A 25,208-nucleotide genomic window follows, 5' to 3' on the forward strand; every position below is an offset into this window, starting at 1 on the left:
ATACACAATTTTTATGAGCTCTTCCTAATACTTTTTACTGATAAATATATAAATAAGAGAAATAATAGGCTCGGTAGCAACCAAAGTAATAGATTTGAAACCTTCATCGCCGGCTTATAAAGTACAAATTCACCAAATCTTTCCGTCATATATCGAGTAATCTCATTATTACTCTTCCCTGCTTTCACCATATTGAACACAACAAGGCGTAAGTCTTTTGCTATTGGTGAGTTGGATTCAATCAGATTTTGGTTTTGACATTGTGGGCAGCGTAACGTTTTCGCCAAGCTAATAGCACGTTGCTGTTGTTCTGGGTTTTCAAACTCAAACAGTTCAACTTGAATACTCGTCTCTGTATTACTGGCAGTAAACAGATCTTCAGCCATGGTTGAAAGGCTAATCACTAAAAGAGCTGACAGCATAAACAAGGTTTGTATTAGAGACTTCATCATCCATTCACACCATCAAAATACATCGCAAGCTCATCTTTCCATACCATTTCATTAATCACGCCCAATAGCTTTTTAATGATCTGGCCATTGGCATCAACCAAATACGTTTCAGGTGTGCCGATTACGCCCAACTCTAACGCTAACTTGCCTTGAGGGTCACTGATCACGGTTAAGTACGGGTTGCCATCGTTCGATAACACGTTAATCGCAGCCCCAGAGTTATCTCGATAATTGAGCCCAACGATGGGAATGCCTTTATCGTGAAGTTGAAGCAAAAATGAATGTTCGGTTTTACATATCCCGCACCAAGATGCCCATACATTAACCAGTTGATAAGGGTCCTGCGTGACATCAGTAAGCGTAACTTTCTGCTGACCACTGACGCCTTCACTATTCACTAACGCACTCGATGTAAATTCTGGAAATGCCCTTTGTTGTTCAGACACCATGGTCGATTGCTGCTTATTATCAAGCGCAAAGACAAATCCCAGCACCACAATCAATGCTAAGGCAATTAGAGTAATTAGCTTGTTACGAACGCTGGTATGCATACTGTGACGCCTTAACGGTTTTCTTTTTACGATGAGTCAATGAGAGCAAAGCGCCGATAATGGAGAACAGCCCACCAAACCAGATCCAGCGCGCATACGCCTTATACTGAACACGAAATGCGTAAGCGGTGGAATCGACTTTCTCGCCCATGGTGATATAAACATCGCCATGCCAGAACCACTTCATTGCAGGCTCACTCATGTTCATAACACGAACTTGGTAGTGTCTTCTTTCTGGCGCGATGGAAAAGCTTTGCTCGCTAGCATCTAATTCGAGTATCGCTTTTTCTGCAGTAAAGTTGGAGGCGACATAGAGCTCGGTATCACGATGAGAGAGCGTCCAGCCCATAAACTCAACCTCTTCACCTGGGCTCAATTTGTAACTTCGCTCAAATGAATGGTAACTGTTCATCGCGGCACCTATCGCTAATACTGCGACACCCACATGCGCCAACGTCATCACCCATACTTTGCGTTGAAACTTAGAGTTGCGCGTTACCGCTAAGCCGTAAACATGAGTCAGGGCTACCCAAAACGCAAGTGACCATGTCATTAGCACCATCACTTGGATCGCTTCAACTTGCAAAACATAAGTTACAAAGCCAAGACAGAGAGACAATAAGGCAATAATTCCAATCACACCTTTCGACGCTTGAGGCTTAATACTCAGCAATGGCGCTAACCCTATCACTCCCATCGCAAGCAGAGCCAATGGCGCAATAAGAAGATTAAAGTAAGGTGCGCCCACAGAGATATTTCCAAGGCCAAGTAATTCAAAAACCATTGGGTAGAAGGTACCAAACACCACCACCGCCGTACCCAGTACAAATATAAGTACCGCCACTAAACTCAAAAAACTTTTACTCGCAAAGCTAGTGATTGGATTCGACTCGAAAGATTCACCACGAACAATAAGAAGAGAAAACGAACTCACTAACACCAAAACCAGTATCAGCAACAGCGCGATACCTTTGGTTGGGTCAACAGCAAAAGCATGAACGGAAGTGAGGACGCCAGATCGAACAATAAAAGTACCGAGGATACTTAAACAAAACGTAATGAAAGCAAGGCTAAGTGACCACTTCAGCAACTGTTGCTTGCCTTTAGCAACACCCAAACTGTGCAATAGAGCGGTTGATGTTAGCCAAGGTAATAGGCTGGCATTTTCTACCGGGTCCCAGAACCACCAACCACCCCACCCTAACTCGTAGTATGCCCACCAAGAACCAAGAATGATCCCTGCGGTTAAAAAGATCCAAGCGACCAAACAACAACTGCGACAATGAGCGACCCAATCGAACTCAATCGGATCCACCAGCAAAGCGGCCACAGCAAATGCCAAGACCACAGAGAAACCAACATAACCCAAATACAACAGAGGCGGATGGAATATCAAACCAACGTCTTGCAGCATTGGGTTAAGGTCACGCCCTTCAAGTGGCAAGGTCGAATTCAGTTCAAATGGGTTCGAAGCAAATAAGGTAAACCATGCAAATATCGCGAGTAACACATTCATCACCCACAATACGCGGCTCTGATACTCAGAAGAATATTGCTTTTGTAGGGCAATCACACCCGACCAACAGCTAATGGTTAAGACCCAAAATAGCAATGAGCCTTCATGTCCAGCCCACACAGCGGCCATTTTGAAGAAGGTGGGTAATTGAGTATTGGAGTGTTCTGCAACATAGAGGATGGAAAAGTCGTCACCTACAAAGGCATAGCCAAGTAAAACGATAGCGCCAATGGAAAACAAAGCGCTAGAGAGGGAGAAACTGCGAATTAAAGCCACATTTTGTGCTTGTTTAGTTAGCATTTGATACATCGAATACACAGCGATAATGCTGCTGAGAACAGCGACCAAAATTAAACTAAACAGCCCCAAAGAACCGACCATATCACCTCAATCAGGCTCTACCTAAGCAGAACCAAGTTAAACCATTATTGGCATTGATTGCTCAACTAGCTGATGTAACTCAACTAGCTATTGCCACTCAGCGAAAAGAAATTTAGTGAGCAGATGTTTAGTATCCAACATCCACTCACTTATAACCTTGAGCGAAATTAAGCTAACGTTAATTGTCCTGCATAAAGGACAAACGTTCTTAGCATTAATACGCCCATCAGACTCAATGAAGTAACAGAGAAAATATACACAGTACTATGGCGAACCGATGCTGGTGTCACGGCGTTAAGCAACAAGGGTAAAACCATACCCACACCAATTACGCCATACCAGAACCAACTTGCCCAGAAACCACCGCCAATCGCGTTCCATACTGCCTGCTCACTTTGACCACCAGCAAATATCAACCCAGTGAAGAAAGTAACAAGGACAAACAGTTCAAACATAACAACAGGACGTTCGAAGCCGTGGATCCAAGAAATACTCGCACTATGCGGAGACTCCTTAAAGACCAACACACCAAATAAAATACATGCCGCCGCTCCCGAGGATAAACTCGAGAATAAGAACAATATCGGCAACACTGGGTTATTCAGCATTGGGAAGGTATTTAGCGCAGAGAGTAAGAAGCCAGTGTAAGCCGCAAGTAATAGCGCAAGCACAGCTAAGAACATTTCAAAAACATTCTCAAAAGATTCTAATTTGCCAATCCAGTTACTGACAAAATCGAGTCGCCCTTTTAACCATGCTTGATCACTCAAGAATACGGCAATCTGATTTCGGAATATAATGCCGATCCAAACAAATAGGATCACCATATACACTTGGAATAAGATCACACCCATCGACATCACTGACGTCGGATTATAAAAGATCATGATCTTCCAAAATGATAGTGGTTTCGTCAGGTGGAAAACCAAGATCAATAAACCTGAGATGATCCCGAATGGTGCTAGAAAAGCCGTTGCCTTTAATACACCATTATTCGCTGGATCGTCCTCAATCACCTTTCTCTTAAGGTAAATCGAGATCATCACTGCACCCGCTGACATACCCGCCAAAAACAGATAGATAGCAATGATCCAGTCCCAAACCACGGTACCTGATTGAAACGCTGTATCCCATGCACTCATAATCAAATCTCCCCTTTTTGGTGTGGCACTTTATAGAGTTTTGGCTGAGTACCTAGATAAGCCTTATCTCTGTAAACCACTTCAGATTTAAGTACCTGGTTTATCTCGCTCTTAGGGTCATTTAAGTCGCCAAATATCAGCGCATTGGTAGGGCAAGATTCAACACAAGCAGGTAATTTACCTTGCGCAAGATTAGTATCGCGGCAGAAGTTACATTTGTCGGCCGACTTATTCTTAGGATGGAAGAAGCGCACTTGATATGGACAAGCTAGCAGGCAATAACCACAGCCGACACACTTCTCTTTATGTACATCAACAATTCCTGTCTTCTCATCTTTATAGGCGGCGCCTGTTGGGCAAACCATCACACAAGGTGCATTATCACAATGTTGACAAGAGTTACGAGTGAAACGGTAATCAACATTTGGATATTCACCTTGAGGTTCGCTCTTTATGATTTCTAAGCGCGATACGCCTTCAGGCACTTTGTTTACTTCACGACACGCCTCAGTACAAGCAGTACAGCCAATACAAGCGGTTTCGTCATGAACCATTCCGTAACGCTTGGTGCCATCTTCCTGAACATTAGCCAGCGTTTTGCGGCTTGTAACCGCTGCAGTACCTGCAACACCAGTTGTGAAAATAACGGCACCCGCGCCAGCTAAAAAGTTTCTTCTTGAGCAGCTCATAGATTACTCCCCTTCTTTCTTCTGGTTGAAGTCTGAATGGCAATCCACACACAGCTTGATGGTTTGCTTTTTATCTAAGCCAAGCACCTTCGCTTCACTCGCATGCACATCGTGACAGTTTGAACACGTTAAGTTTTGTGCGTGTACGTCATGAGTCCAACTCGCTTCGCGCAGATCATCAGGCTTATGACAATCTATACATTGGCTGTTGGCATCTAGGATTAAGCTAGGATCGAGGAAAACCTTTTCGGTTCCGGGTTGTGATTGAGCCGCGCGATACTTCACCACCTCAGGTGCACCATCACGGTGATCGGGGCCAATAGAACTATGACAATCTGTGCAATTCACTTCACGGCCAAGCAAAGCGTGCGCACTCTCACCATGTGAACCAAATACCGTTTCTTTAGAATCTTTATGGCATTGGACACACTTGTAATCTTTGTCACGTATTAATTCGACTTCATGTCTTGTTGACTCTCCTACTGGCGTAACAGCAGGCTCTGCAACAGCATGAATGGAATAACCATAGAGGCAGAATGCTAGAAGGGATTTAAGCATTATGACTATGGCCAATTTAATATTGCCCATTTTATCCTTTCCTTATACCGGCATTATTTAACTCTCAACTAAATAATATTCCGGTTAAACAAAAGTACCCTTAAACGATATTATTACCGCTTAAATGATATCAATTCTTATTTTGGATAAGCCACAACGCTTTCTATATTTAGAATATACCCCTAATTAGGTAAAGCGAAATATACAAAGGGTAATATGTGAACACAATCACCCTATTTATAGTGAGGGCATGTCGGGTAATTATTTGTTATATATGATAATAATTCTCAATAAGACCAGTCTAACTTGATGTCCACATACCCCTTTAGGGCTATATAAACTTCAACGTGATTGAAGTCACTGTCATTAATTGATCTAAAACAAGCAAACATCCGACACGTAACAAAATGTGTTTATTTATGAATTAATATAAACAGCAATTCTCCAGTTCTTAATTTGAATAGCAAACTCACAACGCTTGGTATAAAAATCAGTATATTGGAGATATCACTGTGAAAAAGCATTGGATACGTAATTCCGTCACAGCATTATTAATGGTTAGCGCATCACTAGTAAGCGCGACCAGTTTTGCTGCGTCTGAACAAAAAGAAATTGGTGATCCTCGTAACGACCAGTTCGAGCAAAACCACCCAGATCAATACCATTCATGGAGACAAACGTCAGAGAGTGAAACTATTGAAGATGCGCTAAAAGAAGATCCAAATATGGTGATCATGTGGGCTGGCTACGGGTTCGCAAAAGACTACAACAAAGCGCGCGGCCACTTCTATGCGATTGACGATGTAAGACAAACCTTGCGTACTGGCGGTCCGACCGACGAAAGCTCAGGCCCTATGCCAATGGCGTGTTGGAGTTGTAAAAGCCCAGACGTAGCACGTGTTATCGAAGAGCGTGGTGAAGACGGTTATTTTGAAGGTAAATGGGCACGTCTTGGCAACGAGATTGTGAATCCTATTGGCTGTGCAGATTGTCACGATACCCAAAGCGAAGGCTTTAAAAATGGTGAGCCAGCACTGAAGGTGACACGCCCTTATGTTGAACGTGCATTTGAAGCGATTGGTAAAAAGTTTGATGAGCAAAGCCGTTTAGACCAACAAGCTTCTGTTTGTGCTCAGTGCCACGTGGAATACTACTTCACAGGGCCAACTAAAGGCGTGAAGTTCCCTTGGGACAAAGGGACTCGTGTTGAGCAAATGGAAGAGTATTACGATCAGATTAGTTTTAAAGATTGGACGCACAAAGTATCTAAAGCGCCAATGCTGAAAGCACAGCACCCAGGCTTCGAAACATGGCGCGAAGGCATCCACGGTAAGAACAAAGTCGTTTGTGCTGACTGTCATATGCCGAAAGTGACCAAAGAAGATGGCACCGTTTATACCGACCATAAAGTGGGTAACCCATTCGACCGCTTCGAAGATACCTGTGCAAACTGTCACACTCAATCTAAAGAGACCATGCTTAACATCGTTTCAAGCCGTAAAGCGCAAGTGCTGAACATGAAGCTGACTGCTGAGAAACAAATCGTAGCCGCTCACTTTGAAGCTGGCGCAGCATGGGAAGCGGGTGCGACCGAGCAAGAGATGGAACCTATCCTACTGGATATTCGTCATGCTCAATGGCGCTGGGACTACGCTATTGCATCTCATGGTGTTCATATGCACGCCCCTGAAATCGCTCTAGAAGTACTAGGTACTGCCGTTGACCGCGCAGCCGATGCTCGAACTAAGATTGTTCGTCTACTGGCGAAGAAAGGCATCACTGATCCAATCGAGATTCCAGATATTTCGACCAAAGAAGCGGCTCAAAAAGCGCTTGGAATGGACATGGATAAGATGAACGCTGAGAAACAACACTTCTTAGACACGGTTGTTCCTAAATGGGAAGAGCAAGCTGAAAAGCGTGAAGCCAACTACGAATACTAGTTTCTTCAATTAGACCATTAGGTAAAAACCAGTCACACTATTATGGTGTGGCTGGTTTTTTAGGTTTGGGGCAATACACATCAATATCTCCTCCCCAATCCACTCGCCAATTCAAGGAATAGACAATGAAAACCTTACTTTCACTTTCAACATTATGTATCGCACTACTCAGTTCAGGCGTTTACGCTTCTGAGCGTGCTGAGACTGGGTGGGAATTAATAGAGAAAGGCGCATTAGTGGTTGATGTCAGAACAGCTGCAGAGTTCCAACAAGGGCATCTAGACAACGCCATCAACTACCCTCTTTCTGAAGTGGCTACTCACTTCGCTAAGATAGATAAAGACCAACCGATCGTTTTGTATTGCCGCAGTGGTAATCGCTCAGGACAAGCTTATCAATTCTTGCAAGCTCAAGGGTTTACCCAAATCCATAACGCAGGTGGCCTGATTGAAATGCAGGAAAGTAAATAACTAAAAACAAACGATTAACAACTAGCGATTATGCCAAGCCTAACGGATCATTTGCTTAGCTTGGTTGATCGAATGGATGATAGAGACACGATCAATGCCTTTCTGGTTAGAATCGAGAATTTGAGTCCAAGCATCGATCGCTTGTTGGTAGCGCATACTGATGAAGTGATCGGTCGCTATCAACATCAATGCCGTACGATCGTTGGGATCAAGCTCCATGGATTGATTTAAGAGCACTTTCACATCATCACTCATCGCCTGTGAACTTAGGTAATACAAGGCGCTCGCTTTAGCTGCATAAAGCCCTGAAGGCGCCTGTGGGTCTAAACGAATCGCATAGTCGTAACAGGTAAATGCAGCATCAAACTCCCCTTTCTGCATATACACACCACCAAGCTTAAACCACAAGTCGGATTGATTCGGATCTTGCTTGAGTCTTTGCTGCAGCTCATCTTCGAAATCTGTTGTGGTGTAATTTTCGTTGTCATTGGAAGGAGGCTGAGGCAGCTCTTGCTTCATTTGAAACCAGATAATACCACTGAGTAGCACTGCGGTGAGTGATATAAGAAGGTTCCCCTTAAGGCTACGACTGTTTTTGTTTGATGCAACGACAATCACCACCAAAAATAGGCTCATCAATAACAAAGCAACAAGTAACCAGATATCCATTTTACTCTCCCTTTTTATCCGCCCATTCACTCTACCTCTTTCACCACAAAGCAAACTTGATCAAGTTATAGCTATTGGCATTTAACGATTTTCCACAAACCACAGGCAATAAAAAACCGAGCACTTAGGCTCGGTTTTTTCAATGATAAGCTTAATTACTTAGCGTAATCGAGATTACTCAGTGTCTTGCTCGCTATCACTTTCAGAGTCAGAAGCATCTGATGCTTGCTCTTCGCTTGATTCAACAACGTCAGCGTTAATAGTTTCAGCACCAGCCTCTTCAGCTTCGCCTTCTACAATCTCAGCTTCTTCTACTTCGTCGATACGTTGTAGACCTACAACGTTCTCGTCTTCAGCAGTACGAATCAGTGTTACACCTTGAGTGTTACGACCAACTTGGCTCACTTCCGCAACGCGAGTACGTACTAGCGTACCTGCGTCGGTGATCATCATCATTTCATCGCCTTCTTCAACTTGAACAGCGCCAACGACTGGGCCATTACGTTCAGAGACTTTGATAGATACTACACCTTGCGTTGCACGGCCTTTTGTTGGGTATTCAGCTAGCTCAGTACGCTTACCGTAACCGTTTTGAGTCACAGTTAAGATATCGCCTTCGTTAGAAGGAACAATCAGTGAAACCACTTGATCGTCTTCTGGAAGCTTCATACCACGAACACCAGAGGCAGTACGGCCCATTGCACGTACTTTGTCCTCGTTAAAGCGAACAACTTTGCCCGATTTAGAGAACAGCATGATGTCGCTATCACCGTTAGTGATGTCAACGCCAATCAGTGAATCGTCGTCACGTAGGTTAACTGCGATTAGGCCGTTAGCACGTACGTTTGCGAATTGATCCAGTGATGTCTTCTTAACTGTACCGTCACCCGTTGCCATGAAGATGAATTTCTCGTTAGAGAACTCAGAAACTGGCAGGATAGCCGTAATACGTTCACCTTCTTCTAGAGGAAGAATGTTCACGATAGGCTTACCACGAGCAGTACGACTTGCTAATGGTAGTTGGTAAACTTTCAGACGGTATGTCTTACCACGAGTAGAGAAACATAGGATGTTATCGTGAGTATTAGCAACAAGCAGACGCTCAATGTAATCCTCATCTTTCATCTTAGTTGCACTCTTACCTTTACCACCACGACGCTGAGCTTCGTAGTCGCTTAGGATTTGGTACTTAACGTAACCTGCGTTAGAAAGCGTTACTACAACGTCTTCTTGAGCAATCAGCTCTTCCATGTCGATGTCATGAACTGCCGCTGTGATTTCTGTACGACGCTCGTCGCCATAGATTTCACGTACTGCTTCAAGTTCTTCACGGATAACTTCCATCAAACGCTCAGTGCTTGCAAGAATGTGCATTAGCTCAGCGATTTCTTCTAGAAGAGCTTTGTACTCGTCTAGAATCTTCTCGTGCTCTAGGCCAGTTAGGCGGTGAAGACGAAGTTCTAGAATAGCTTGTGCTTGTGTTTCCGTTAGGAAGTATTGACCATCGCGGATGCCGTATTGGTCTTCCAACCAATCAGGACGAGCCGCATCAGTACCTGCACGCTCAAGCATTGAAGCAACGTTACCAAGATCCCAACCACGAGACACTAAACCAACTTTAGCTTCTGCTGGTGTTGGCGCGCTCTTGATCAGTTCAATGATTTCATCAATGTTAGCAAGTGCTAGAGACAATGCTTCAAGGATGTGTGCACGGTCGCGTGCTTTCTTCAATTCGAAGATAGTACGACGAGTCACAACTTCGCGACGGTGGTCTACGAAGCACTTAAGCATGTCTTTGATGTTGAACAACTGTGGTTGACCGTTATTCAACGCAACCATGTTGATACCGAAAGTCGTTTGCAGTTGAGTTTGAGCGTATAGGTTGTTAAGAACCACTTCGCCTACTGCATCACGCTTACATTCAATAACAATACGCATACCGTCTTTATCAGACTCGTCACGCAGTGCACTGATGCCTTCTACTTTCTTATCTTTAACCAGTTCAGCAATCTTCTCGATCAAACGAGCTTTGTTTACTTGGTAAGGGATCTCAGTAACGATAATGGTTTCTTTACCATTCTTCTCTACTTCGATATCCGCTTTTGAACGCATGTAAACCTTACCGCGGCCAGTCTTGTAAGCATCTACGATGCCTTTACGACCACTGATAAGTGCTGCTGTTGGGAAGTCAGGACCAGGGATATAGTCCATTAGCTCATCAATAGTGATATCTTCATTATTGATAAATGCTAAACAGCCATCAACAACTTCACCAAGGTTATGTGGTGGGATGTTGGTAGCCATACCTACTGCGATACCAGAAGCACCGTTTACCAATAGGTTAGGAATTTTTGTAGGAAGTACTGCTGGAATTTGTTCTGTACCATCGTAGTTCGGTACGTAATCCACAGTTTCCTTATCAAGGTCAGCCAGGAGCTCGTGAGCAATTTTCGCCATACGAACTTCGGTATAACGCATTGCAGCCGCGGAGTCGCCATCGATAGAACCAAAGTTACCTTGGCCATCAACTAGCATGTAACGCAGTGAGAACGGTTGCGCCATACGAACAATAGTATCGTATACAGCACTATCACCATGTGGGTGGTATTTACCGATTACATCACCTACTACACGAGCAGACTTTTTATATGGTTTGTTCCAATCATTACCTAGTACATTCATCGCGAACAAAACGCGGCGGTGTACAGGTTTTAGGCCATCACGCACATCTGGAAGGGCACGACCAACGATGACGGACATCGCGTAGTCTAGGTATGAACCTCTAAGCTCATCTTCAATATTTACGGGCGTGATCTCTTTCGCTAGATCGCTCATAGAGCCATTTTCCCTCTATAGTCAGATCGTATTTTTGAATACGTATAAGACCGAAAAATATAACACAAATTTACCTACGGAGGCATCACTTTCCCTCTCCTTTTACCATCTTGTGACCCTTGTAGCCAATCAATTGATGAGAAATTGCACCTCCGCATCATATCTTGCTGAAACATGGTCACTTTACATCCAATAAACTAGCAAAATTGTAGATCTTCTGGTCAGCGCGAAAAGGCAAGTTATAATGCCTGCAATTTCATGGATGCATTATTTAACTTGGAAATGCCGATTATGACTAAATCACAGAACGTAGACCCAGCAGAAATCAAGAAATTCGAAGACATGGCGTCACGCTGGTGGGATCTAGAAGGCGAATTTAAGCCACTACATCAAATCAACCCACTGCGACTAAATTACGTATTAGAGAAGACTGAAGGCCTATTTGGTAAGAAAGTCCTCGATGTTGGCTGCGGCGGCGGTATTCTTGCAGAAAGCATGGCGGTTGAAGGTGCGATAGTGACAGGCCTAGACATGGGTAAAGAACCGCTAGAAGTCGCGCGCCTTCACGCATTAGAAACGGGCACCAAGCTCGATTACATCCAGAGCACTATCGAAGACCACGCAGAACAGAACCCACAGACGTACGATGTGGTAACGTGCATGGAAATGCTTGAACACGTTCCTGACCCACAATCTGTTATCACTGCCTGTTCGAAATTGGTGAAACCGGGCGGCCACGTGTTCTTTTCTACATTAAACCGTAACTTCAAATCTTACCTGTTCGCTATTGTTGGTGCAGAAAAGCTACTTAAGATTGTTCCTGAGGGCACTCATGAGCACGAGAAGTTCATTCGCCCTGCTGAACTTATCAAGATGGTCGATAACACTCCGCTGCAAGAACTAGGGATTACAGGGCTGCACTACAATCCTCTTACGGACACTTATCGTTTAGGCACAAATGTAGACGTAAACTACATCGTCCACACGCAAAACTTTGGCTAAAAAATATCGGTAGCCCTACCGTAAAACCTTTTGTAAAAAAGACGAATGAAAAGAGTTGCAATTACCATAACTTTGCGACTTTTTTCAGTCTAAATTTCGTGCGCTAGCTTCCATTTTGACCACCTCGATTTAAATTTAATCGCCTAAAATCAATCGCCCATTTTGGCCAAAGATCAAGGAATTTTTTTTTATGGGCGTGCAAAAATAAAGCATCATTAAAAGGCGACTTTTATACAATCAAGTCACATATAACCTCATCAGTTAGTGGTCACTTACAGTTTTTTTTCAATCCACCACTTATCCACAAGCAACCCCATTTCTTTACCTTGAAAAATATCAGTTGTAGCACTATCTTGTAACCCAACAAACAAATGACCCCTATATGTTGTGTTTGAACTACAATGTATGGGTAGACCAAGATCACAAAGCCGAAACGTAATTTACAAAAATTACACAGAAATACACAAAAACACGGCCTTGTTCAGTTTTGTTAGGGAAATTAAGCAGAATGAACCAACAACTTACTGTTACCAAGCGTAACGGGCGCAAAGAAACGATCGATCTAGAGAAGATCCATCGCGTGATTACATGGGCAGCTGAAGGCTTGCACAATGTTTCTGTATCACAAGTAGAATTGAAAGCTCACATTCAGTTTTACGATGGCATCACCACTACTGACATTCATGAAACTATCATCAAGTCAGCAGCGGATTTAATCTCTGAAGAGACTCCTGATTACCAATATCTAGCAGCACGTCTGTCTGTATTCCACCTACGTAAAAAAGCGTACGGCGAATACGAGCCGCCTGCACTGTATGACCACGTTGCAAAACTGGTTGATATGGGTAAATACGATAGCCACCTTATGGAAGATTACACGAAAGCTGAATTCGAAGAGCTTGACGAGTACATCGACCACAAACGTGACTTAGACTTCTCTTACGCAGCGGTTAAGCAGCTCGAAGGTAAATACTTCGTGCAAAACCGTGTAACGAAAGAAATCTACGAGAGTGCTCAGTTCCTTTACATTTTAGTTGCTGCGTGTCTATTCGCTAAATACCCGAAATCGACTCGTCTTGACTACATCAAACGTTTTTACGACGCATCGTCTACGTTTAAGATTTCTCTACCTACACCGATCATGTCTGGTGTACGTACGCCTACTCGTCAATTCAGTTCTTGTGTACTGATCGAGTGTGGTGACAGCCTTGATTCAATCAACGCGACAGCAAGCTCAATTGTTCGTTACGTATCTCAACGTGCTGGTATTGGTATCAACGCAGGTCGTATCCGTGCACTTGGTTCTGAAATCCGTAATGGTGAAGCGTTCCACACAGGCTGTATCCCTTTCTACAAATACTTCCAAACAGCAGTAAAATGTTGTTCTCAAGGTGGTGTTCGTGGCGGTGCAGCAACGGTATTCTACCCACTATGGCACGGTGAAGTTCAGTCTCTATTAGTACTGAAAAACAACCGCGGCGTTGAAGAGAACCGAGTTCGTCACATGGATTACGGCGTACAGCTGAACAAGCTTATGTATTCTCGCCTAGTTCAGGGTGGCAACATCAGCCTGTTCTCACCTTCAGACGTACCTGGCCTTTACGATGCGTTCTTCGAAAACCAAGACCGTTTTGAAGAGCTATACGTTAAGTACGAAAACGATCCTTCAGTGAAGCGTGAAACGGTTAAAGCCGTTGAGCTTTTCTCTCTGCTAATGCAAGAGCGTGCTTCTACTGGTCGTATCTACATTCAGAACGTTGACCACTGTAATACACACAGCCCGTTTGATTCTGAAGTAGCGCCTGTTCGTCAATCGAACCTATGTCTAGAAATCGCGCTTCCTACTAAGCCACTTTCTAACGTAGAAGATGACGAAGGCGAAATTGCACTATGTACGCTTTCAGCATTCAACCTTGGCGCAATCAATGAACTGGACGACCTAGCAGAGCTTTCTGAGCTGGTTGTTCGTGCTCTAGATGCACTGCTTGATTACCAAGACTACCCGCTTCCAGCTGCATACAAGTCGACAATGAACCGTCGTACTTTAGGTGTAGGTGTAATCAACTACGCATACTACCTAGCGAAGAATGGTGTTAAGTACTCTGATGGCAGCGCGAATGGCCTGACTCACCGTACTTTTGAAGCAATTCAATACCACTTGCTAAAAGCATCTGTTGAACTAGCGAAAGAGCAAGGCCGTTGCCCATCTTTCCACGAGACCAACTACGCGAAAGGCCTACTGCCAATCGATACTTACAAAAAAGATATCGACTTAGTCTGTGAAGAGCCACTGCACTACGATTGGGATTCTCTACGTGAAGAGATCATGGAGCACGGTCTGCGTAACTCTACGCTAACAGCGCTTATGCCTTCTGAGACATCGTCTCAAATCTCGAACGCGACTAACGGTATAGAGCCACCACGTGGTTACGTATCAGTGAAAGCATCGAAAGACGGCATCCTTAAGCAAGTGGTTCCAGATTTCCTAAATCTTAAAGAGAACTACGAGCTACTTTGGAACATTGGTTCTAACGACGGTTACCTACACCTAGTGGGTATCATGCAAAAATTCGTTGACCAAGCTATCTCTGCAAACACTAACTATGACCCAAGTGTTTACGACAGCGGTAAAGTACCAATGAAGAAGCTGCTTCAAGACCTACTAACAGCGTACAAGTACGGTGTTAAGACGCTTTACTACCATAACACTCGTGATGGTGCTAAAGACGACCAAGGCGATGCAGTTCAAGTGCCGGAAGAAGATTGTGAAGGCGGCGGTTGTAAGATCTAAACCGCAATAAACATTAAGACCCCAGAGAAGAGTTATCTTCTCTGGGTTTAAAGCATTAACAGGGTCCGTTTTATTACGGGTCTTTAAAGGATTTGAGGCATTTATGGCTTACAGTACTTTTTCTCAGCAAAAAAATGACCAACTAAAAGAACCAATGTTCTTGGGTCAGTCGGTAAACGTTGCACGTTACGACCAACAAAAATTCGAAATCTTCGAAAAGCTTATCGAGAAGCAGCTTTCTTTCTTCTGGCGTCCAGAAGAAGTAGACGTGTCTAGCGACCGTATCGACTACAACAAGCTTCCTGAGCATGAAAAGCACATCTTCATCTCTAACTTGAAGTACCAAACGCTTCTAGATTCAATCCAAGGCCGCAGCCCTAACGTTGCCCTACTTCCATTGGTATCTCTACCAGAAGTTGAAACTTGGATTGAAACTTGGTCTTTCTCTGAAACGATTCACTCTCGTTCTTACACGCACATCATCCGTAACATCGTGAATGATCCAGGCGTAGTATTCGACGACATCGTTGAAAATGAAGAGATTCTGAAGCGTGCTAAAGACATCGCTTTCTACTACGACGACCTAATCAAGCTAACGGCTGACTACCACCGCTACGGTGAAGGCAACCACAGCATCAACGGCGAAGACGTTAAGATTTCACTTCACGACCTGAAGAAGAAACTTTACCTATGTCTAATGTCTGTAAACGCACTAGAAGCGATTCGTTTCTACGTAAGTTTCGCATGTTCATTTGCATTCGCTGAGCGTGAGCTAATGGAAGGTAACGCGAAGATCATCAAGCTAATCGCTCGTGATGAAGCCCTTCACCTTACTGGTACACAGCACATGATCAACTTGCTACGCAATGGTCAAGATGATTTTGAATTCATGCAGATCGCTGAAGAGTGTAAGCAAGAGTGTTTCGACCTATTCAAAGAAGCGGCTGAGCAAGAGAAAGAGTGGGCAGAATACCTATTCAAAGATGGCTCTATGATTGGTCTGAACAAAGACATTCTTTGCCAATACGTTGAGTACATTACCAACATCCGTATGCAGGCTGTTGGCCTAGGTACGGCTTACCCAGCAGCAACGTCGAACCCAATTCCATGGATCAACGCTTGGTTGTCTTCAGATAACGTTCAAGTTGCTCCACAAGAAGCAGAAATCAGTTCTTACCTAGTTGGCCAAATCGACAACGAAGTAAAAGCTGACGACTTTGAAGGATTTGAGCTGTAATGCCAACAATCAAAATCAACAAACTGACTTCAATTGAATCTAACCCTTCAAACACTCTGTTGGAAACAATGGAACAAGCTGGGTTAGAGCCAGAATACAACTGCCGAGATGGTCACTGTGGCGCTTGCCGCTGCACGTTGGATTCTGGTGAGGTCGAGTACGTTGGTTTTGCTATGGCTTACACGCAAAGTAATGAGATATTGCCTTGTATCTGTAAAGCAAAGACTGAGCTATCGCTGAGTAACGTTATTCATAGAAACAAGCAAAAACGCGCATAAGCCAGCTGGCTTTAGGTCACTTTGTTCGAATATCGTCAATAAGAATCAAAAAAGGGTCCGCTTCCTTTAGGAATGCGGACCCTTTTCTATTTATGTCTTTAGGTATCTAAAGCGACTCGTCTATCACTTAACCAAATCTTCCTGTTGGCTTGTGTCATACAAAGCCAAACGTTTATTGCTGAGTCAGGTTAAGAGTCACAGAGCCAATATAACAAGCGCTTCGGCACTCTCCACAGCCGTTACACTTATCTTTGTCCACTGTAGGCAACTCTCCTACTTCGATGTGTATTGCACCAGCTGAACACGCCGTTTGGCATGCTGAACAGTCCATTTGCATGTAATTATTGCAGCTATCCGCAAAGCTCGGCTTGAGGTCGATATAAGGCGTGACCGTTGAATGAAGTGCGTCGGTCGGACACACTTCAGTGCATTTGTTACACATAGAACAACTGTTGTAATCCAAATTCAGCAGCGCACTGCCCTCTAGCATCTCAATAACGCTATTTGGACACGATTGTTCACACAATCCACAACCGTCGCAAAGACGCTCAAACAGCACCTCATCGACCGCTCTTGGCGGTCTTGCATGCAAGCGCTGTGATATCTCTTCATAATTCGCGGCTGCTTTAACCGGTTTAGAAAGTCGAGTTAAGAAACCGCGTCTATTTGAATTTATTTGTTCAGACATTAGTCGATATATAACTTTTTAGTAGCAACGTTTAAATTATATTCAGATATTAAGTACTTAAACCAATCTATTACATCAACCGATAGCTTTTTATAAAAAGATAACTCTGATGCTTTATTTAGTTTTTCTAAATAAACAGAAGACCAAGTTAATAAGTGACCCTCAAGCAATTCACCGGCTGAATTAATATTATTATTTTCTAACAAATACGCATGAGCGAATAACATTAAACCAAATTGATCTTCCGGCTCTCTTAACCCAGTGTCTAATTCAATCTGATTCAATTCTAAAAACTGGCGATACTCAACCGTAGAAGCACCAAACACAACGCGGTCTTTATCTAGGTACACAGAACCCCAAGGCGGAGCTGGCATGTCTCCAACGCCTTCAAACAGGCGGCTGAACTCTGCTGCGAGCGCATCTTCGTCTTCGCTTCTTAATGCCTGCAAGCATTCTTCAGAGAGTACTTCGCTCTCAACCAAAGCTTCGACAATGGTGATTAACTGTTCTTTACTTGTCGCTTGATAAAATAGCGAACCCAACAATTTATGCGTATCGATAATCATTATTATTTATACCGTTATAGGTTTAAAGATAATTATATTAATTAACTCATTTCATTCTTTGATCTATTTTATACATTCAATTCATAAACTTTAAATTCCACACTTATTTGATGCCAATCAATCAATAATTCGAAATAAATACATAAAGAACAAACTACCTATAAAGTGCTCGCTATCAATAGCAAAAGGCATCTTAGAATGACGAATAAGAAAGAATCTGGGGTAATGAATCTTACTCGAAGAGGCTTCATGAAAGCTTCCTCTGCAGTAGGTAGTGCAGCTGCACTTGCGGGCGGTATTGCATTACCTTTCAAATCCAAACCAGTAGCGGCTGCAGTTGCTGAAAATGTGGATGAGAAAATCGTATGGAGTGCATGTACAGTAAACTGTGGCTCTCGCTGCCCACTGCGTATGCATGTACAAAACGGTGAAATCAAATACGTAGAAACAGACAACACAGGCACTGACGAATACGGTCATCACCAAGTTCGTGCGTGTCTACGTGGTCGCTCGATGCGCCGCCGTGTTTATAACCCAGATCGCCTAAAGTACCCAATGAAACGTGTGGGTAAACGTGGTGAAGGTAAGTTTAAGCGTATTAGCTGGGAAGAGGCTTATGATGAAGTCGCTGGCACCATGCAACGCCTTATCAAAGACTACGGTAACGACACTATCTACCTAAACTACGGTACAGGTACGCTGGGCGGCACGGTTACTAAATCTTGGCCACCAGCTCAAACGCTGATTGCTCGTCTAATGAACCTAAGTGGTGGTTACTTAAACCATTACGGTGACTACTCAACAGCGCAAATCACGAAAGGCTTGAGCTACACCTACGGCGGTTGGGCAAACAACAACTCTTTCTCTGATTTAGAGAACACTAAACTTAACATTCAGTTTGGTAACAACCCTGCTGAGACACGTATGTCTGGTGGCGGCCAGATCCACCACTACGTTGAAAGCAAAAACAAATCAAACGCAAGAACGATCATCATCGACCCTCGCTACACCGATACTGCCGGTGGCCGTGAAGATCAATGGATCCCAATTCGTCCTTCTACAGATGCGGCATTGGTAGCGGGTCTTGCACACGTGATGATCACTGAAGACCTTGTCGACCAACCGTTCCTAGACAAATACTGTGTCGGTTACGATGAGAAGACCCTTCCTGCATCAGCGCCTAAAAACAGCGACTACAAATCTTACATCCTAGGTTTAGGTGAAGATGGCGTAGAGAAGACACCAGAATGGGCTTCTAAGATCACGGGTATTCCAGTTGACACCATCGTTAAGCTTGGCCGTGAAATGGGCACAGCGAAACCATGTGCGATTCACCAAGGTTGGGGCTTACAACGCACTGCGAACGGTGAACTAGCGTGTCGTGCAATCGCGATGCTGTCACTGCTCACTGGCTCTGTGGGCGTATCAGGCGGTTCAACAGGCGCTCGTGAAAGCGACATCAACATTCCATTTGTCCGCTTCCCTACTGTGCCAAACCCAGTTGAAACGTCTATTTCAATGTTCATGTGGACAGACGCGATTTACCGTCACCATGAAATGACCGACATCACTGATGGTGTTCGCGGTGCAGAGCGCCTTAAGAACCCAATCAAGATGATCTGGAACTACGCAGGTAACTGCATCATTAACCAACACTCAGACATCAACAAGACTCACGCGATTCTTCAAGATGAAAGTGCGTGTGAAATGATTGTCGTGGTTGATAACCATATGACGTCTTCAGCGAAGTACGCCGATATCATCCTGCCAGACTTAACAACGTCTGAGCAAGACGACTGGTGTATGGACGGTAAAGCGGCGAACATGCCTTACTTCATCTACGCGCAGAAAGCGATTGAGCCTCAGTTTGAAGCAAAATCTATCTACGAGATGTGTACTCAGCTTGCGAAACGAATGGGCGTAGAAAAAGAGTTCACCGAAGGCCGTACTCAAGAGCAATGGATTGAGCACCTTTACGCAGAAACTCGTAAGAACGATCCAACACTGCCAACCTTCGAAGAGATGAAAGAGCTGGGTATCTACAAACGTAGCTACGACCACCACTACATCGCTTATGAAGATTTCCGTAAAGATCCTGAAGCGAACCCACTGACCACACCAAGTGGCAAGATCGAGATCTACTCAGAGCAACTGGCTGATATCGCGAAGACTTGGAAGCTGAAAGAAGACGAAGTGATTCACCCACTTCCGATTTACGCGGACTCTTTCGAAGGTCATAACGACCCACTAGCAGAGAAGTACCCACTTCAGCTAACCGGTTTCCACTACAAGGCTCGTACTCACTCGACTTACGGCAACGTTGCAGAAATCAAAGCAGCAGCACCGCAAGAGTTGTGGATCAACCCAATCGATGCAAAAGAACGTGGTATTGATAGCGGCGACATGGTGAGTATTTTCAACGACCGTGGCGAAGTACATATTCCAGCGAAAGTGACACCTAGGATTCTTCCTCGAGTTGTCGCACTAGGCGAAGGTGCATGGTACGCACCAGATGGTCAGAAGATCGACCATGCAGGCTCTATCAACGTGCTGACGACTCAGCGCCCGAGCCCACTTGCTAAGGGTAACCCTCAGCATACAAACCTAGTTCAAATCAAAGCGCTAAAGAAAGCATAAGGTAGGTTGGAATGAAACAATACGGCTTTTACATTGATTCAAGTAAATGCACGGGTTGTAAAACCTGTCAGCTTGCTTGTAAAGATTATAACGATCTAGACATCAAAACGAACTACCGTCGCGTATACGAATATGCCGGTGGTGGCTTCACTCAAGATGGTGATACCTGGGTTCAGAAAGATGTCTTTTCTTACTACCTATCTATCGCTTGTAACCACTGTACTAACCCAGCGTGTGTGAAAGTGTGTCCTTCGGGCGCAATGCACAAACGTGATGAAGACGGTTTGGTTGTGGTTGATGAGAGCGTATGTATTGGTTGTCAGCACTGTAGCAATGCGTGTCCTTACGGCGCACCACAATACAATGCTAAGAAAGGTCATATGACGAAATGCGATGGTTGTTACCAACGTGTTTCTGAAGGCAAACAGCCTATCTGTGTTGAGTCTTGCCCACTTCGTGCATTGGAGTTTGGTGAAATCAATACACTTCGCGAGAAGTACGGCTCTGGTGCGGATGTGGCTCCACTGCCATCTTCAACAGAAACGCTACCAAACATCGTGATTAAGCTGAACAAAAACGCGAAGCCGACTGGCGATACCAGCGGTCACCTAGCAAACCCGAAGGAGGTGTAAGATGATTTTTCATGAGTGGTCTTTAATCTTCTTTACGGTGCTGGCGCAAACTGCGGTTGGTGGTTACTTACTGATTGGCGCACGTGCACTGGTACTTGGTCATGACGAAGAGAAGCTGAACAGCTACAAGGTTCCAATGTTTATCCTATGGGTACTGATGGGTCTTGGCTTCATGTTCTCGACAACGCACCTTGGCTCTCCACTGCGCGCGTTTAACGCTTTTAATCAGCTAGGTTCGGCTTGGTTGTCTAACGAAGTGTTCTTCGGTGCGGCATTCTTCGCTGTCGGTGGCCTGCAATGGTTACTGTCGGTAGTCAAGAAAGGTGGCGTTGCTATCCAGAAAGCACTGATGGTTAGCGCGATGGTACTGGGTGTTATCTTCATGTACGCGATGATCAACGTATACATGATCAACACAGTACCGACGTGGGACAACATCTACACACCACTGAGCTTCATCATGACGATGGTTGTGGGTGGCTTGCTGTTATCTCAGTTCGTGATTGTATTCGCAAACGACAGCCGCTTTACGGTTGACCGTAACATCACCATGTTGGCTGTTATCGCTGTTGCTATCAGCTTGCTTGTGACAGTAGGAAAACTGAACCTAATCGGAGACATCCAAACTTCAGCGGCAAAAGCGTCTGAGTTAGTCGATGGTTTAGGTAGCTATGTGATTCTTCAAGTGGCACTGCTAATGGCAAGCTTGTTGATTTGGATTCTACCTATGCTGAACAAAGCAAAAGTGAACCCAGTTAACCTTGGCTTAGCACTAGTATTGTTCTTGGCTTCAGAGTTAATCGGCCGTGGTTTGTTCTACAGCCTACATATGACAAGCGGTTTGTAATCGAGTTCTTACAGACATGAGTTGCGTGTAAACATCGCTGCTTGTTTGGTTATCTAGAAGGCTAGATAAACAAAAGGCCCAACACCTATTTAGATGTTGGGCCTTTTTATTTCGTTTTTTCTAGCGTTTTTAATACAGACTTAGCGAGTTCGCTTACATCGTTAGCTTACATAGCTACTTAATGATAGCCGCTGGAATAAACATGTCTTTTAATCGCTTAACCGAAGAATAAGTACCAAACATCGGTTTGTTATCTAAATGCCTTCTCAGCATATCGGCGGCAACGGTCTTAATCACGTTGCGTTGGTCTTCACGCGAGTACTGACGATAAAACTCAAGTACCTGCCCCCACTCGCCTGCTTCAGTCGACAATGCAACGCTGAATGTGTTGCCTTCCAGCTTACCAGTCACCAAAGCCAATTCAGTTCCGCACTTATCTCTTGTTGCTCCAGCCAGCGCAAAGGTCGCGGCTAATGGATCGCTCTTTTCAAGTTCGCTCTCTTTTGGCTCAGCCATCACCCATGAGTGTCCGAAGCAATCTTCTATCTGCTCATTCAATTGCAGCCACGCTGACAGTGAACCTTTGGTCGACACTTCAGACACAGATAACGTCTTCTTTTTTTCCGCCATGATGTGTCCAATATGGTCAATCATCGGCTCATCAACACTAACGACATTACTCTCTAGCAGCTTGTAAACCATCTGCAGAAGCTTAACGCGAGTTTCTAAGTCTGCCTTAGGACCAAACAGTTTGACCTCAATGAACGGCAGATAAGAGCGATAACCAAGTTCATAACCTTCTGGCAGCTTTAGTTGATCCAAAACATCAGAGATACCGGACTCAGACAAACCAAACGTAAACAGTCGACTGCATTCAGAGGCAACCACTTGAGGGTAGGTACACGACAAGTCAGGAAGAATCTCAAACGTCACCATGCGCTTGAATTCACTTGGTACACCCGGCGTGAAATAGAAAGTCGCATCGTTAATTTTCAGTTTGAAGCCACAAGCCGTCCCCACAGGGTTATCGACAATCTCTGAACTCGCAGGTAACAAAGCTTGTTTAAGGTTGCTGTCTGGCATTGGCATGCCACGTCCAGAGAACATCTCTTCCATACGAGCAAGCCATTCAGGGAACATGACGAGTTTCTGCTCGGAAGCAGCTGCAGCGGCGGCAGCACTCATATCATCGGTTGTCGGGCCTAAACCACCATTAACGATAACCACATCATAGTTAAAGCTCAGCATCAGCAGTTCTTCAACAAGAGCATTCATTTGATCACCCACAGTTGAGCGCTTAGCAAGCGCAAAACCATGCTGATAAAACTCAGCAGACATCCAAGCTGCGTTTGTATCTACAATGTCTCCATGAAGAACTTCTTCACCTGTGCTTAACATTGCGATTTTCGTCATATTTCTATCCCTTGTTGTCATAAAAAGACACGGCATTATTTACAAACTGGTCTATGGTTGAATTTGGAGCAATTCGCCTTTTCACTAATATTAATAATGTTAAACCTAAGGTTTTCTTAGGAAAAGCTATAAATTATTAGTTCCCTAAATCAGGCATTTAATAGATAATTGTGACCCTGATCAATTCCAAACTTTCTCATGGAGACCCTTGTGGCCAAATCACCGTTACTAGCAAAGGTTACTGCCGCATTTTCAATGCTAATGTCAGTTAACTCGGTCGCAAGCCAATACGACTTCGACCAGCCAATCAACCTTTCTTACTCGGATGAATGTGCTCAAGATTACTGTTTTAATGACAACTTGTACACCTACAAGCCTAGTACCAATTACGCACTGAGCGAGTCGAGTGATGAGTACGACTTCTCAATCCAACAACCAAAACACATGTTGGTGAGTCAGGAGAAAGATTGGGATTACCTAATGGGTCAAACCTACACCATTCTTGGCTTGAGTGTCGCGACAGTGGGTCTAATGACTCTGCTCCCTGAAAGTATTACTAAGTGGGATGATGACCAACGTGATATCAGCTCATTAGGTAAAAAGTGGAAAGATAACGTTTCTGCTGGTCCAACATGGGACCGTGACGAACACTTCCTAAACTACGTAATGCACCCATATTTCGGTGGTGTTTACTACACCGCAGCTCGACACGCAGGTTACGACGAGTTTGAGTCATTCTTATACTCTTGGACTATGTCGACGTTCTTCTGGGAATACGGCGTAGAAGCGTTTGCAGAAGTACCTTCATGGCAAGATCTCTTCATCACACCTTTCTTCGGTGCGGTTGTCGGTGAAATGATGCTAGAAGCAGAGCAGGATATCATTGCTTCAGGTGGCGAAGTGATGGGCTCTCAAACCATGGGTGATGTGTCGCTATTCTTCCTTAACCCTGTTGGACACATTCACTACTGGGTAAGTGACGCATGGGGCGGTGATGCAGAAGTTAACCTGAATACTAACCCTTGGTGGGATAACCAAGACGCTGCACGTTTTGCTTACGATGCTGGCGCACCATACGACTCTCAGTTTGTTGGTATGAACTTCAAAGTAACGTTCTAATTCGTCTCTAGTACTACTCAATATAAGTTATTGAATATAAGTTGCTGAATCATCAATCACAGTGACAACTCTTCTAAAAAGCGGCTCTCTAGCCGCTTTTTTTGTGCCCTACTCTTCATTCTCTTTTTTTGCATCGAAGCTTAGTTTCAAAAATTGACCTAGGTCAAACATTGTTCGATGTAACCTTCTACACTGAAATTAAAGAACTTTATCGCGTGATATCAAACATTTAATTAGCAAAGAATAATTGAAACCTTGGGGGCTGATATGAACAGTACATTTATCGTAAACTTTATCGGAAAAGCATCACCAGCAACAATCAAACAGCTTGCTGCGGTTACTAACGAAAACGACGGCAAATGGCTCATCAGTAAAGTGAACTTTATTGAAGACCAAGTCGCAGGCGTACTAAAGGTTCAACTTCCAGCCATCAACGAATCGATTGTAAAAGAAGCGTTCAGCGCCAATCCAGATCTCATCGTGCAGTTTGTCGATTCCGATCATACACACAATGTTCAAGACACGGTCCATCACTTGAGACTCGACTCTAACGACCGAGCAGGTATCGTCAACGAAGTGACTCATGTATTGGATAGACAAGGAATCAGTATTCTCGATATGGATTGTCACCGCGTCTTTATCGCTGGTGGCGGCGGTGTTAGCTCAAGTCTATTCACATCAAAAATCGCCGTTAAGCTGCCAATCGAAGTACAGATCGACGACGTAGTTAATGAACTCGAAACGCTCAGTGAAGATACTCGTGTGATGATTGAAAGCTAAATAAACAAAATT

General features: G+C 44.2%; 22 protein-coding genes. 11 read left to right on the top strand and 11 right to left on the bottom strand.

The annotated features are described in order from the left end of the window. Positions 1–11 precede the first annotated feature (11 nt). From nrfF to nrfB, 6 genes are all read right to left on the bottom strand, one after another. The gene (gene nrfF, locus AB6E30_RS05725; protein WP_372102905.1) at positions 12–452 is read right to left on the bottom strand and encodes a heme lyase NrfEFG subunit NrfF; all 441 of its coding nucleotides are present in this window, start codon (positions 450–452) and stop codon (positions 12–14) included. Further along, complete coding sequence (locus AB6E30_RS05730; protein ID WP_372102907.1) at positions 449–1,003, bottom strand: DsbE family thiol:disulfide interchange protein; 555 nt, start codon at positions 1,001–1,003, stop codon at positions 449–451. Before AB6E30_RS05730 ends, nrfF begins: the two co-directional genes overlap by 4 nt. Continuing rightward, entirely contained in the window at positions 984–2,900 is a 1,917-nt protein-coding gene (locus AB6E30_RS05735; RefSeq protein ID WP_017066838.1) for a heme lyase CcmF/NrfE family subunit, read from the bottom strand. Before AB6E30_RS05735 ends, AB6E30_RS05730 begins: the two co-directional genes overlap by 20 nt. A 167-nt stretch (positions 2,901–3,067) precedes the next feature. Further along, positions 3,068–4,042: a cytochrome c nitrite reductase subunit NrfD gene (nrfD, locus tag AB6E30_RS05740; RefSeq protein WP_372102909.1), complete on the bottom strand. Its 975-nt coding sequence runs from the start codon at positions 4,040–4,042 to the stop codon at positions 3,068–3,070. Between the two features lie 2 nt (positions 4,043–4,044). Beyond that, positions 4,045–4,731 (bottom strand): cytochrome c nitrite reductase Fe-S protein, encoded by a 687-nt coding sequence (gene nrfC / locus AB6E30_RS05745; protein WP_017060985.1) that lies wholly within the window; start codon positions 4,729–4,731, stop codon positions 4,045–4,047. Positions 4,732–4,734: 3 nt separating this feature from the next. Beyond that, positions 4,735–5,319, bottom strand: coding sequence for a cytochrome c nitrite reductase pentaheme subunit (gene nrfB / locus AB6E30_RS05750; protein WP_008222036.1), 585 nt, complete (start codon positions 5,317–5,319; stop codon positions 4,735–4,737). Positions 5,320–5,801: 482 nt separating this feature from the next. On the opposite strand from nrfB, the gene nrfA reads away from it, so the two are divergent. Both nrfA and AB6E30_RS05760 read left to right on the top strand, forming a co-directional pair. Beyond that, complete coding sequence (nrfA, locus tag AB6E30_RS05755) at positions 5,802–7,232, top strand: ammonia-forming nitrite reductase cytochrome c552 subunit (protein ID WP_372102911.1); 1,431 nt, start codon at positions 5,802–5,804, stop codon at positions 7,230–7,232. Positions 7,233–7,357: 125 nt separating this feature from the next. Next, on the top strand, positions 7,358–7,702 hold the full coding sequence (locus AB6E30_RS05760) for a rhodanese-like domain-containing protein (protein WP_372102913.1): 345 nt from the start codon (positions 7,358–7,360) through the stop codon (positions 7,700–7,702). A gap of 39 nt (positions 7,703–7,741) precedes the next feature. Here AB6E30_RS05760 and AB6E30_RS05765 read toward each other — a convergent pair whose 3' ends face one another. Both AB6E30_RS05765 and gyrA read right to left on the bottom strand, forming a co-directional pair. Then, positions 7,742–8,371, bottom strand: a complete 630-nt coding sequence (locus AB6E30_RS05765) for a tetratricopeptide repeat protein (RefSeq protein ID WP_372102915.1) — start codon at positions 8,369–8,371, stop codon at positions 7,742–7,744. A 174-nt stretch (positions 8,372–8,545) separates the two neighbouring features. Beyond that, complete coding sequence (gene gyrA / locus AB6E30_RS05770; protein ID WP_372102917.1) at positions 8,546–11,206, bottom strand: DNA topoisomerase (ATP-hydrolyzing) subunit A; 2,661 nt, start codon at positions 11,204–11,206, stop codon at positions 8,546–8,548. Positions 11,207–11,464: 258 nt separating this feature from the next. Between gyrA and ubiG the strand changes: the two genes are divergently transcribed. From ubiG to yfaE, 4 genes are all read left to right on the top strand, one after another. Beyond that, positions 11,465–12,208, top strand: coding sequence for a bifunctional 2-polyprenyl-6-hydroxyphenol methylase/3-demethylubiquinol 3-O-methyltransferase UbiG (ubiG, locus tag AB6E30_RS05775; RefSeq protein ID WP_170926849.1), 744 nt, complete (start codon positions 11,465–11,467; stop codon positions 12,206–12,208). 508 nt (positions 12,209–12,716) lie between these two features. Continuing rightward, positions 12,717–14,999 carry a class 1a ribonucleoside-diphosphate reductase subunit alpha gene (nrdA, locus tag AB6E30_RS05780; RefSeq protein ID WP_017060992.1) on the top strand — a complete coding sequence of 761 codons (2,283 nt, stop codon included), beginning with the start codon at positions 12,717–12,719 and terminating at the stop codon, positions 14,997–14,999. 103 nt (positions 15,000–15,102) lie between these two features. Next, the gene (gene nrdB / locus AB6E30_RS05785) at positions 15,103–16,236 is read left to right on the top strand and encodes a class Ia ribonucleoside-diphosphate reductase subunit beta (protein WP_017063554.1); all 1,134 of its coding nucleotides are present in this window, start codon (positions 15,103–15,105) and stop codon (positions 16,234–16,236) included. Beyond that, complete coding sequence (gene yfaE, locus AB6E30_RS05790; protein ID WP_137001112.1) at positions 16,236–16,514, top strand: class I ribonucleotide reductase maintenance protein YfaE; 279 nt, start codon at positions 16,236–16,238, stop codon at positions 16,512–16,514. The genes nrdB and yfaE overlap by 1 nt, the downstream gene beginning before the upstream one ends. A 172-nt stretch (positions 16,515–16,686) precedes the next feature. Here yfaE and napF read toward each other — a convergent pair whose 3' ends face one another. Both napF and AB6E30_RS05800 read right to left on the bottom strand, forming a co-directional pair. Then, the gene (gene napF / locus AB6E30_RS05795) at positions 16,687–17,202 is read right to left on the bottom strand and encodes a ferredoxin-type protein NapF (protein WP_372102919.1); all 516 of its coding nucleotides are present in this window, start codon (positions 17,200–17,202) and stop codon (positions 16,687–16,689) included. Continuing rightward, complete coding sequence (locus AB6E30_RS05800; RefSeq protein WP_017060995.1) at positions 17,202–17,768, bottom strand: molecular chaperone; 567 nt, start codon at positions 17,766–17,768, stop codon at positions 17,202–17,204. The genes napF and AB6E30_RS05800 overlap by 1 nt, the downstream gene beginning before the upstream one ends. Positions 17,769–17,966: 198 nt before the next feature. On the opposite strand from AB6E30_RS05800, the gene AB6E30_RS05805 reads away from it, so the two are divergent. The 3 genes from AB6E30_RS05805 to AB6E30_RS05815 are packed head-to-tail and all read left to right on the top strand — an operon-like array spanning position 17,967 to position 21,884. Continuing rightward, positions 17,967–20,405: a DmsA/YnfE/YnfF family dimethyl sulfoxide reductase gene (locus tag AB6E30_RS05805; RefSeq protein ID WP_017069171.1), complete on the top strand. Its 2,439-nt coding sequence runs from the start codon at positions 17,967–17,969 to the stop codon at positions 20,403–20,405. 11 nt (positions 20,406–20,416) lie between these two features. Next, positions 20,417–21,037, top strand: a complete 621-nt coding sequence (locus AB6E30_RS05810; RefSeq protein ID WP_004733360.1) for a DMSO/selenate family reductase complex B subunit — start codon at positions 20,417–20,419, stop codon at positions 21,035–21,037. 1 nt (position 21,038) lies between these two features. Continuing rightward, a complete protein-coding gene (locus AB6E30_RS05815; RefSeq protein WP_372102921.1) occupies positions 21,039–21,884 on the top strand; it encodes a dimethyl sulfoxide reductase anchor subunit family protein in 846 nt (281 codons plus the stop codon). A 174-nt stretch (positions 21,885–22,058) separates the two neighbouring features. On the opposite strand, the gene AB6E30_RS05820 is transcribed toward AB6E30_RS05815, so the two are convergent. After that, positions 22,059–23,297, bottom strand: a complete 1,239-nt coding sequence (locus tag AB6E30_RS05820) for a CinA family nicotinamide mononucleotide deamidase-related protein (protein ID WP_017069172.1) — start codon at positions 23,295–23,297, stop codon at positions 22,059–22,061. Between the two features lie 210 nt (positions 23,298–23,507). Between AB6E30_RS05820 and AB6E30_RS05825 the strand changes: the two genes are divergently transcribed. Continuing rightward, entirely contained in the window at positions 23,508–24,416 is a 909-nt protein-coding gene (locus AB6E30_RS05825) for a DUF3943 domain-containing protein (RefSeq protein ID WP_017069173.1), read from the top strand. 267 nt (positions 24,417–24,683) lie between these two features. After that, positions 24,684–25,196: a glycine cleavage system protein R gene (locus AB6E30_RS05830; protein WP_372102923.1), complete on the top strand. Its 513-nt coding sequence runs from the start codon at positions 24,684–24,686 to the stop codon at positions 25,194–25,196. Positions 25,197–25,208 lie beyond the last annotated feature (12 nt).

Origin of the sequence: Vibrio sp. 10N.247.311.12 (assembly GCF_041467515.1) — a bacterium.
Taxonomy (GTDB): Bacteria; Pseudomonadota; Gammaproteobacteria; order Enterobacterales; family Vibrionaceae; genus Vibrio; species Vibrio crassostreae_C.

Coding starts and splice junctions, on each gene's coding strand:
- nrfF (WP_372102905.1), bottom strand. CDS start 452: ATGATGAAGTCTCTAATACAAACCTTGTTTATGCTGTCAGCTCTTTTA.
- AB6E30_RS05730 (WP_372102907.1), bottom strand. CDS start 1,003: ATGCATACCAGCGTTCGTAACAAGCTAATTACTCTAATTGCCTTAGCA.
- AB6E30_RS05735 (WP_017066838.1), bottom strand. CDS start 2,900: ATGGTCGGTTCTTTGGGGCTGTTTAGTTTAATTTTGGTCGCTGTTCTC.
- nrfD (WP_372102909.1), bottom strand. CDS start 4,042: ATGAGTGCATGGGATACAGCGTTTCAATCAGGTACCGTGGTTTGGGAC.
- nrfC (WP_017060985.1), bottom strand. CDS start 4,731: ATGAGCTGCTCAAGAAGAAACTTTTTAGCTGGCGCGGGTGCCGTTATT.
- nrfB (WP_008222036.1), bottom strand. CDS start 5,319: ATGGGCAATATTAAATTGGCCATAGTCATAATGCTTAAATCCCTTCTA.
- AB6E30_RS05760 (WP_372102913.1), top strand. CDS start 7,358: ATGAAAACCTTACTTTCACTTTCAACATTATGTATCGCACTACTCAGT.
- AB6E30_RS05765 (WP_372102915.1), bottom strand. CDS start 8,371: ATGGATATCTGGTTACTTGTTGCTTTGTTATTGATGAGCCTATTTTTG.
- gyrA (WP_372102917.1), bottom strand. CDS start 11,206: ATGAGCGATCTAGCGAAAGAGATCACGCCCGTAAATATTGAAGATGAG.
- ubiG (WP_170926849.1), top strand. CDS start 11,465: ATGGATGCATTATTTAACTTGGAAATGCCGATTATGACTAAATCACAG.
- nrdA (WP_017060992.1), top strand. CDS start 12,717: ATGAACCAACAACTTACTGTTACCAAGCGTAACGGGCGCAAAGAAACG.
- nrdB (WP_017063554.1), top strand. CDS start 15,103: ATGGCTTACAGTACTTTTTCTCAGCAAAAAAATGACCAACTAAAAGAA.
- yfaE (WP_137001112.1), top strand. CDS start 16,236: ATGCCAACAATCAAAATCAACAAACTGACTTCAATTGAATCTAACCCT.
- napF (WP_372102919.1), bottom strand. CDS start 17,202: ATGTCTGAACAAATAAATTCAAATAGACGCGGTTTCTTAACTCGACTT.
- AB6E30_RS05800 (WP_017060995.1), bottom strand. CDS start 17,768: ATGATTATCGATACGCATAAATTGTTGGGTTCGCTATTTTATCAAGCG.
- AB6E30_RS05805 (WP_017069171.1), top strand. CDS start 17,967: ATGACGAATAAGAAAGAATCTGGGGTAATGAATCTTACTCGAAGAGGC.
- AB6E30_RS05810 (WP_004733360.1), top strand. CDS start 20,417: ATGAAACAATACGGCTTTTACATTGATTCAAGTAAATGCACGGGTTGT.
- AB6E30_RS05815 (WP_372102921.1), top strand. CDS start 21,039: ATGATTTTTCATGAGTGGTCTTTAATCTTCTTTACGGTGCTGGCGCAA.
- AB6E30_RS05820 (WP_017069172.1), bottom strand. CDS start 23,297: ATGACGAAAATCGCAATGTTAAGCACAGGTGAAGAAGTTCTTCATGGA.
- AB6E30_RS05830 (WP_372102923.1), top strand. CDS start 24,684: ATGAACAGTACATTTATCGTAAACTTTATCGGAAAAGCATCACCAGCA.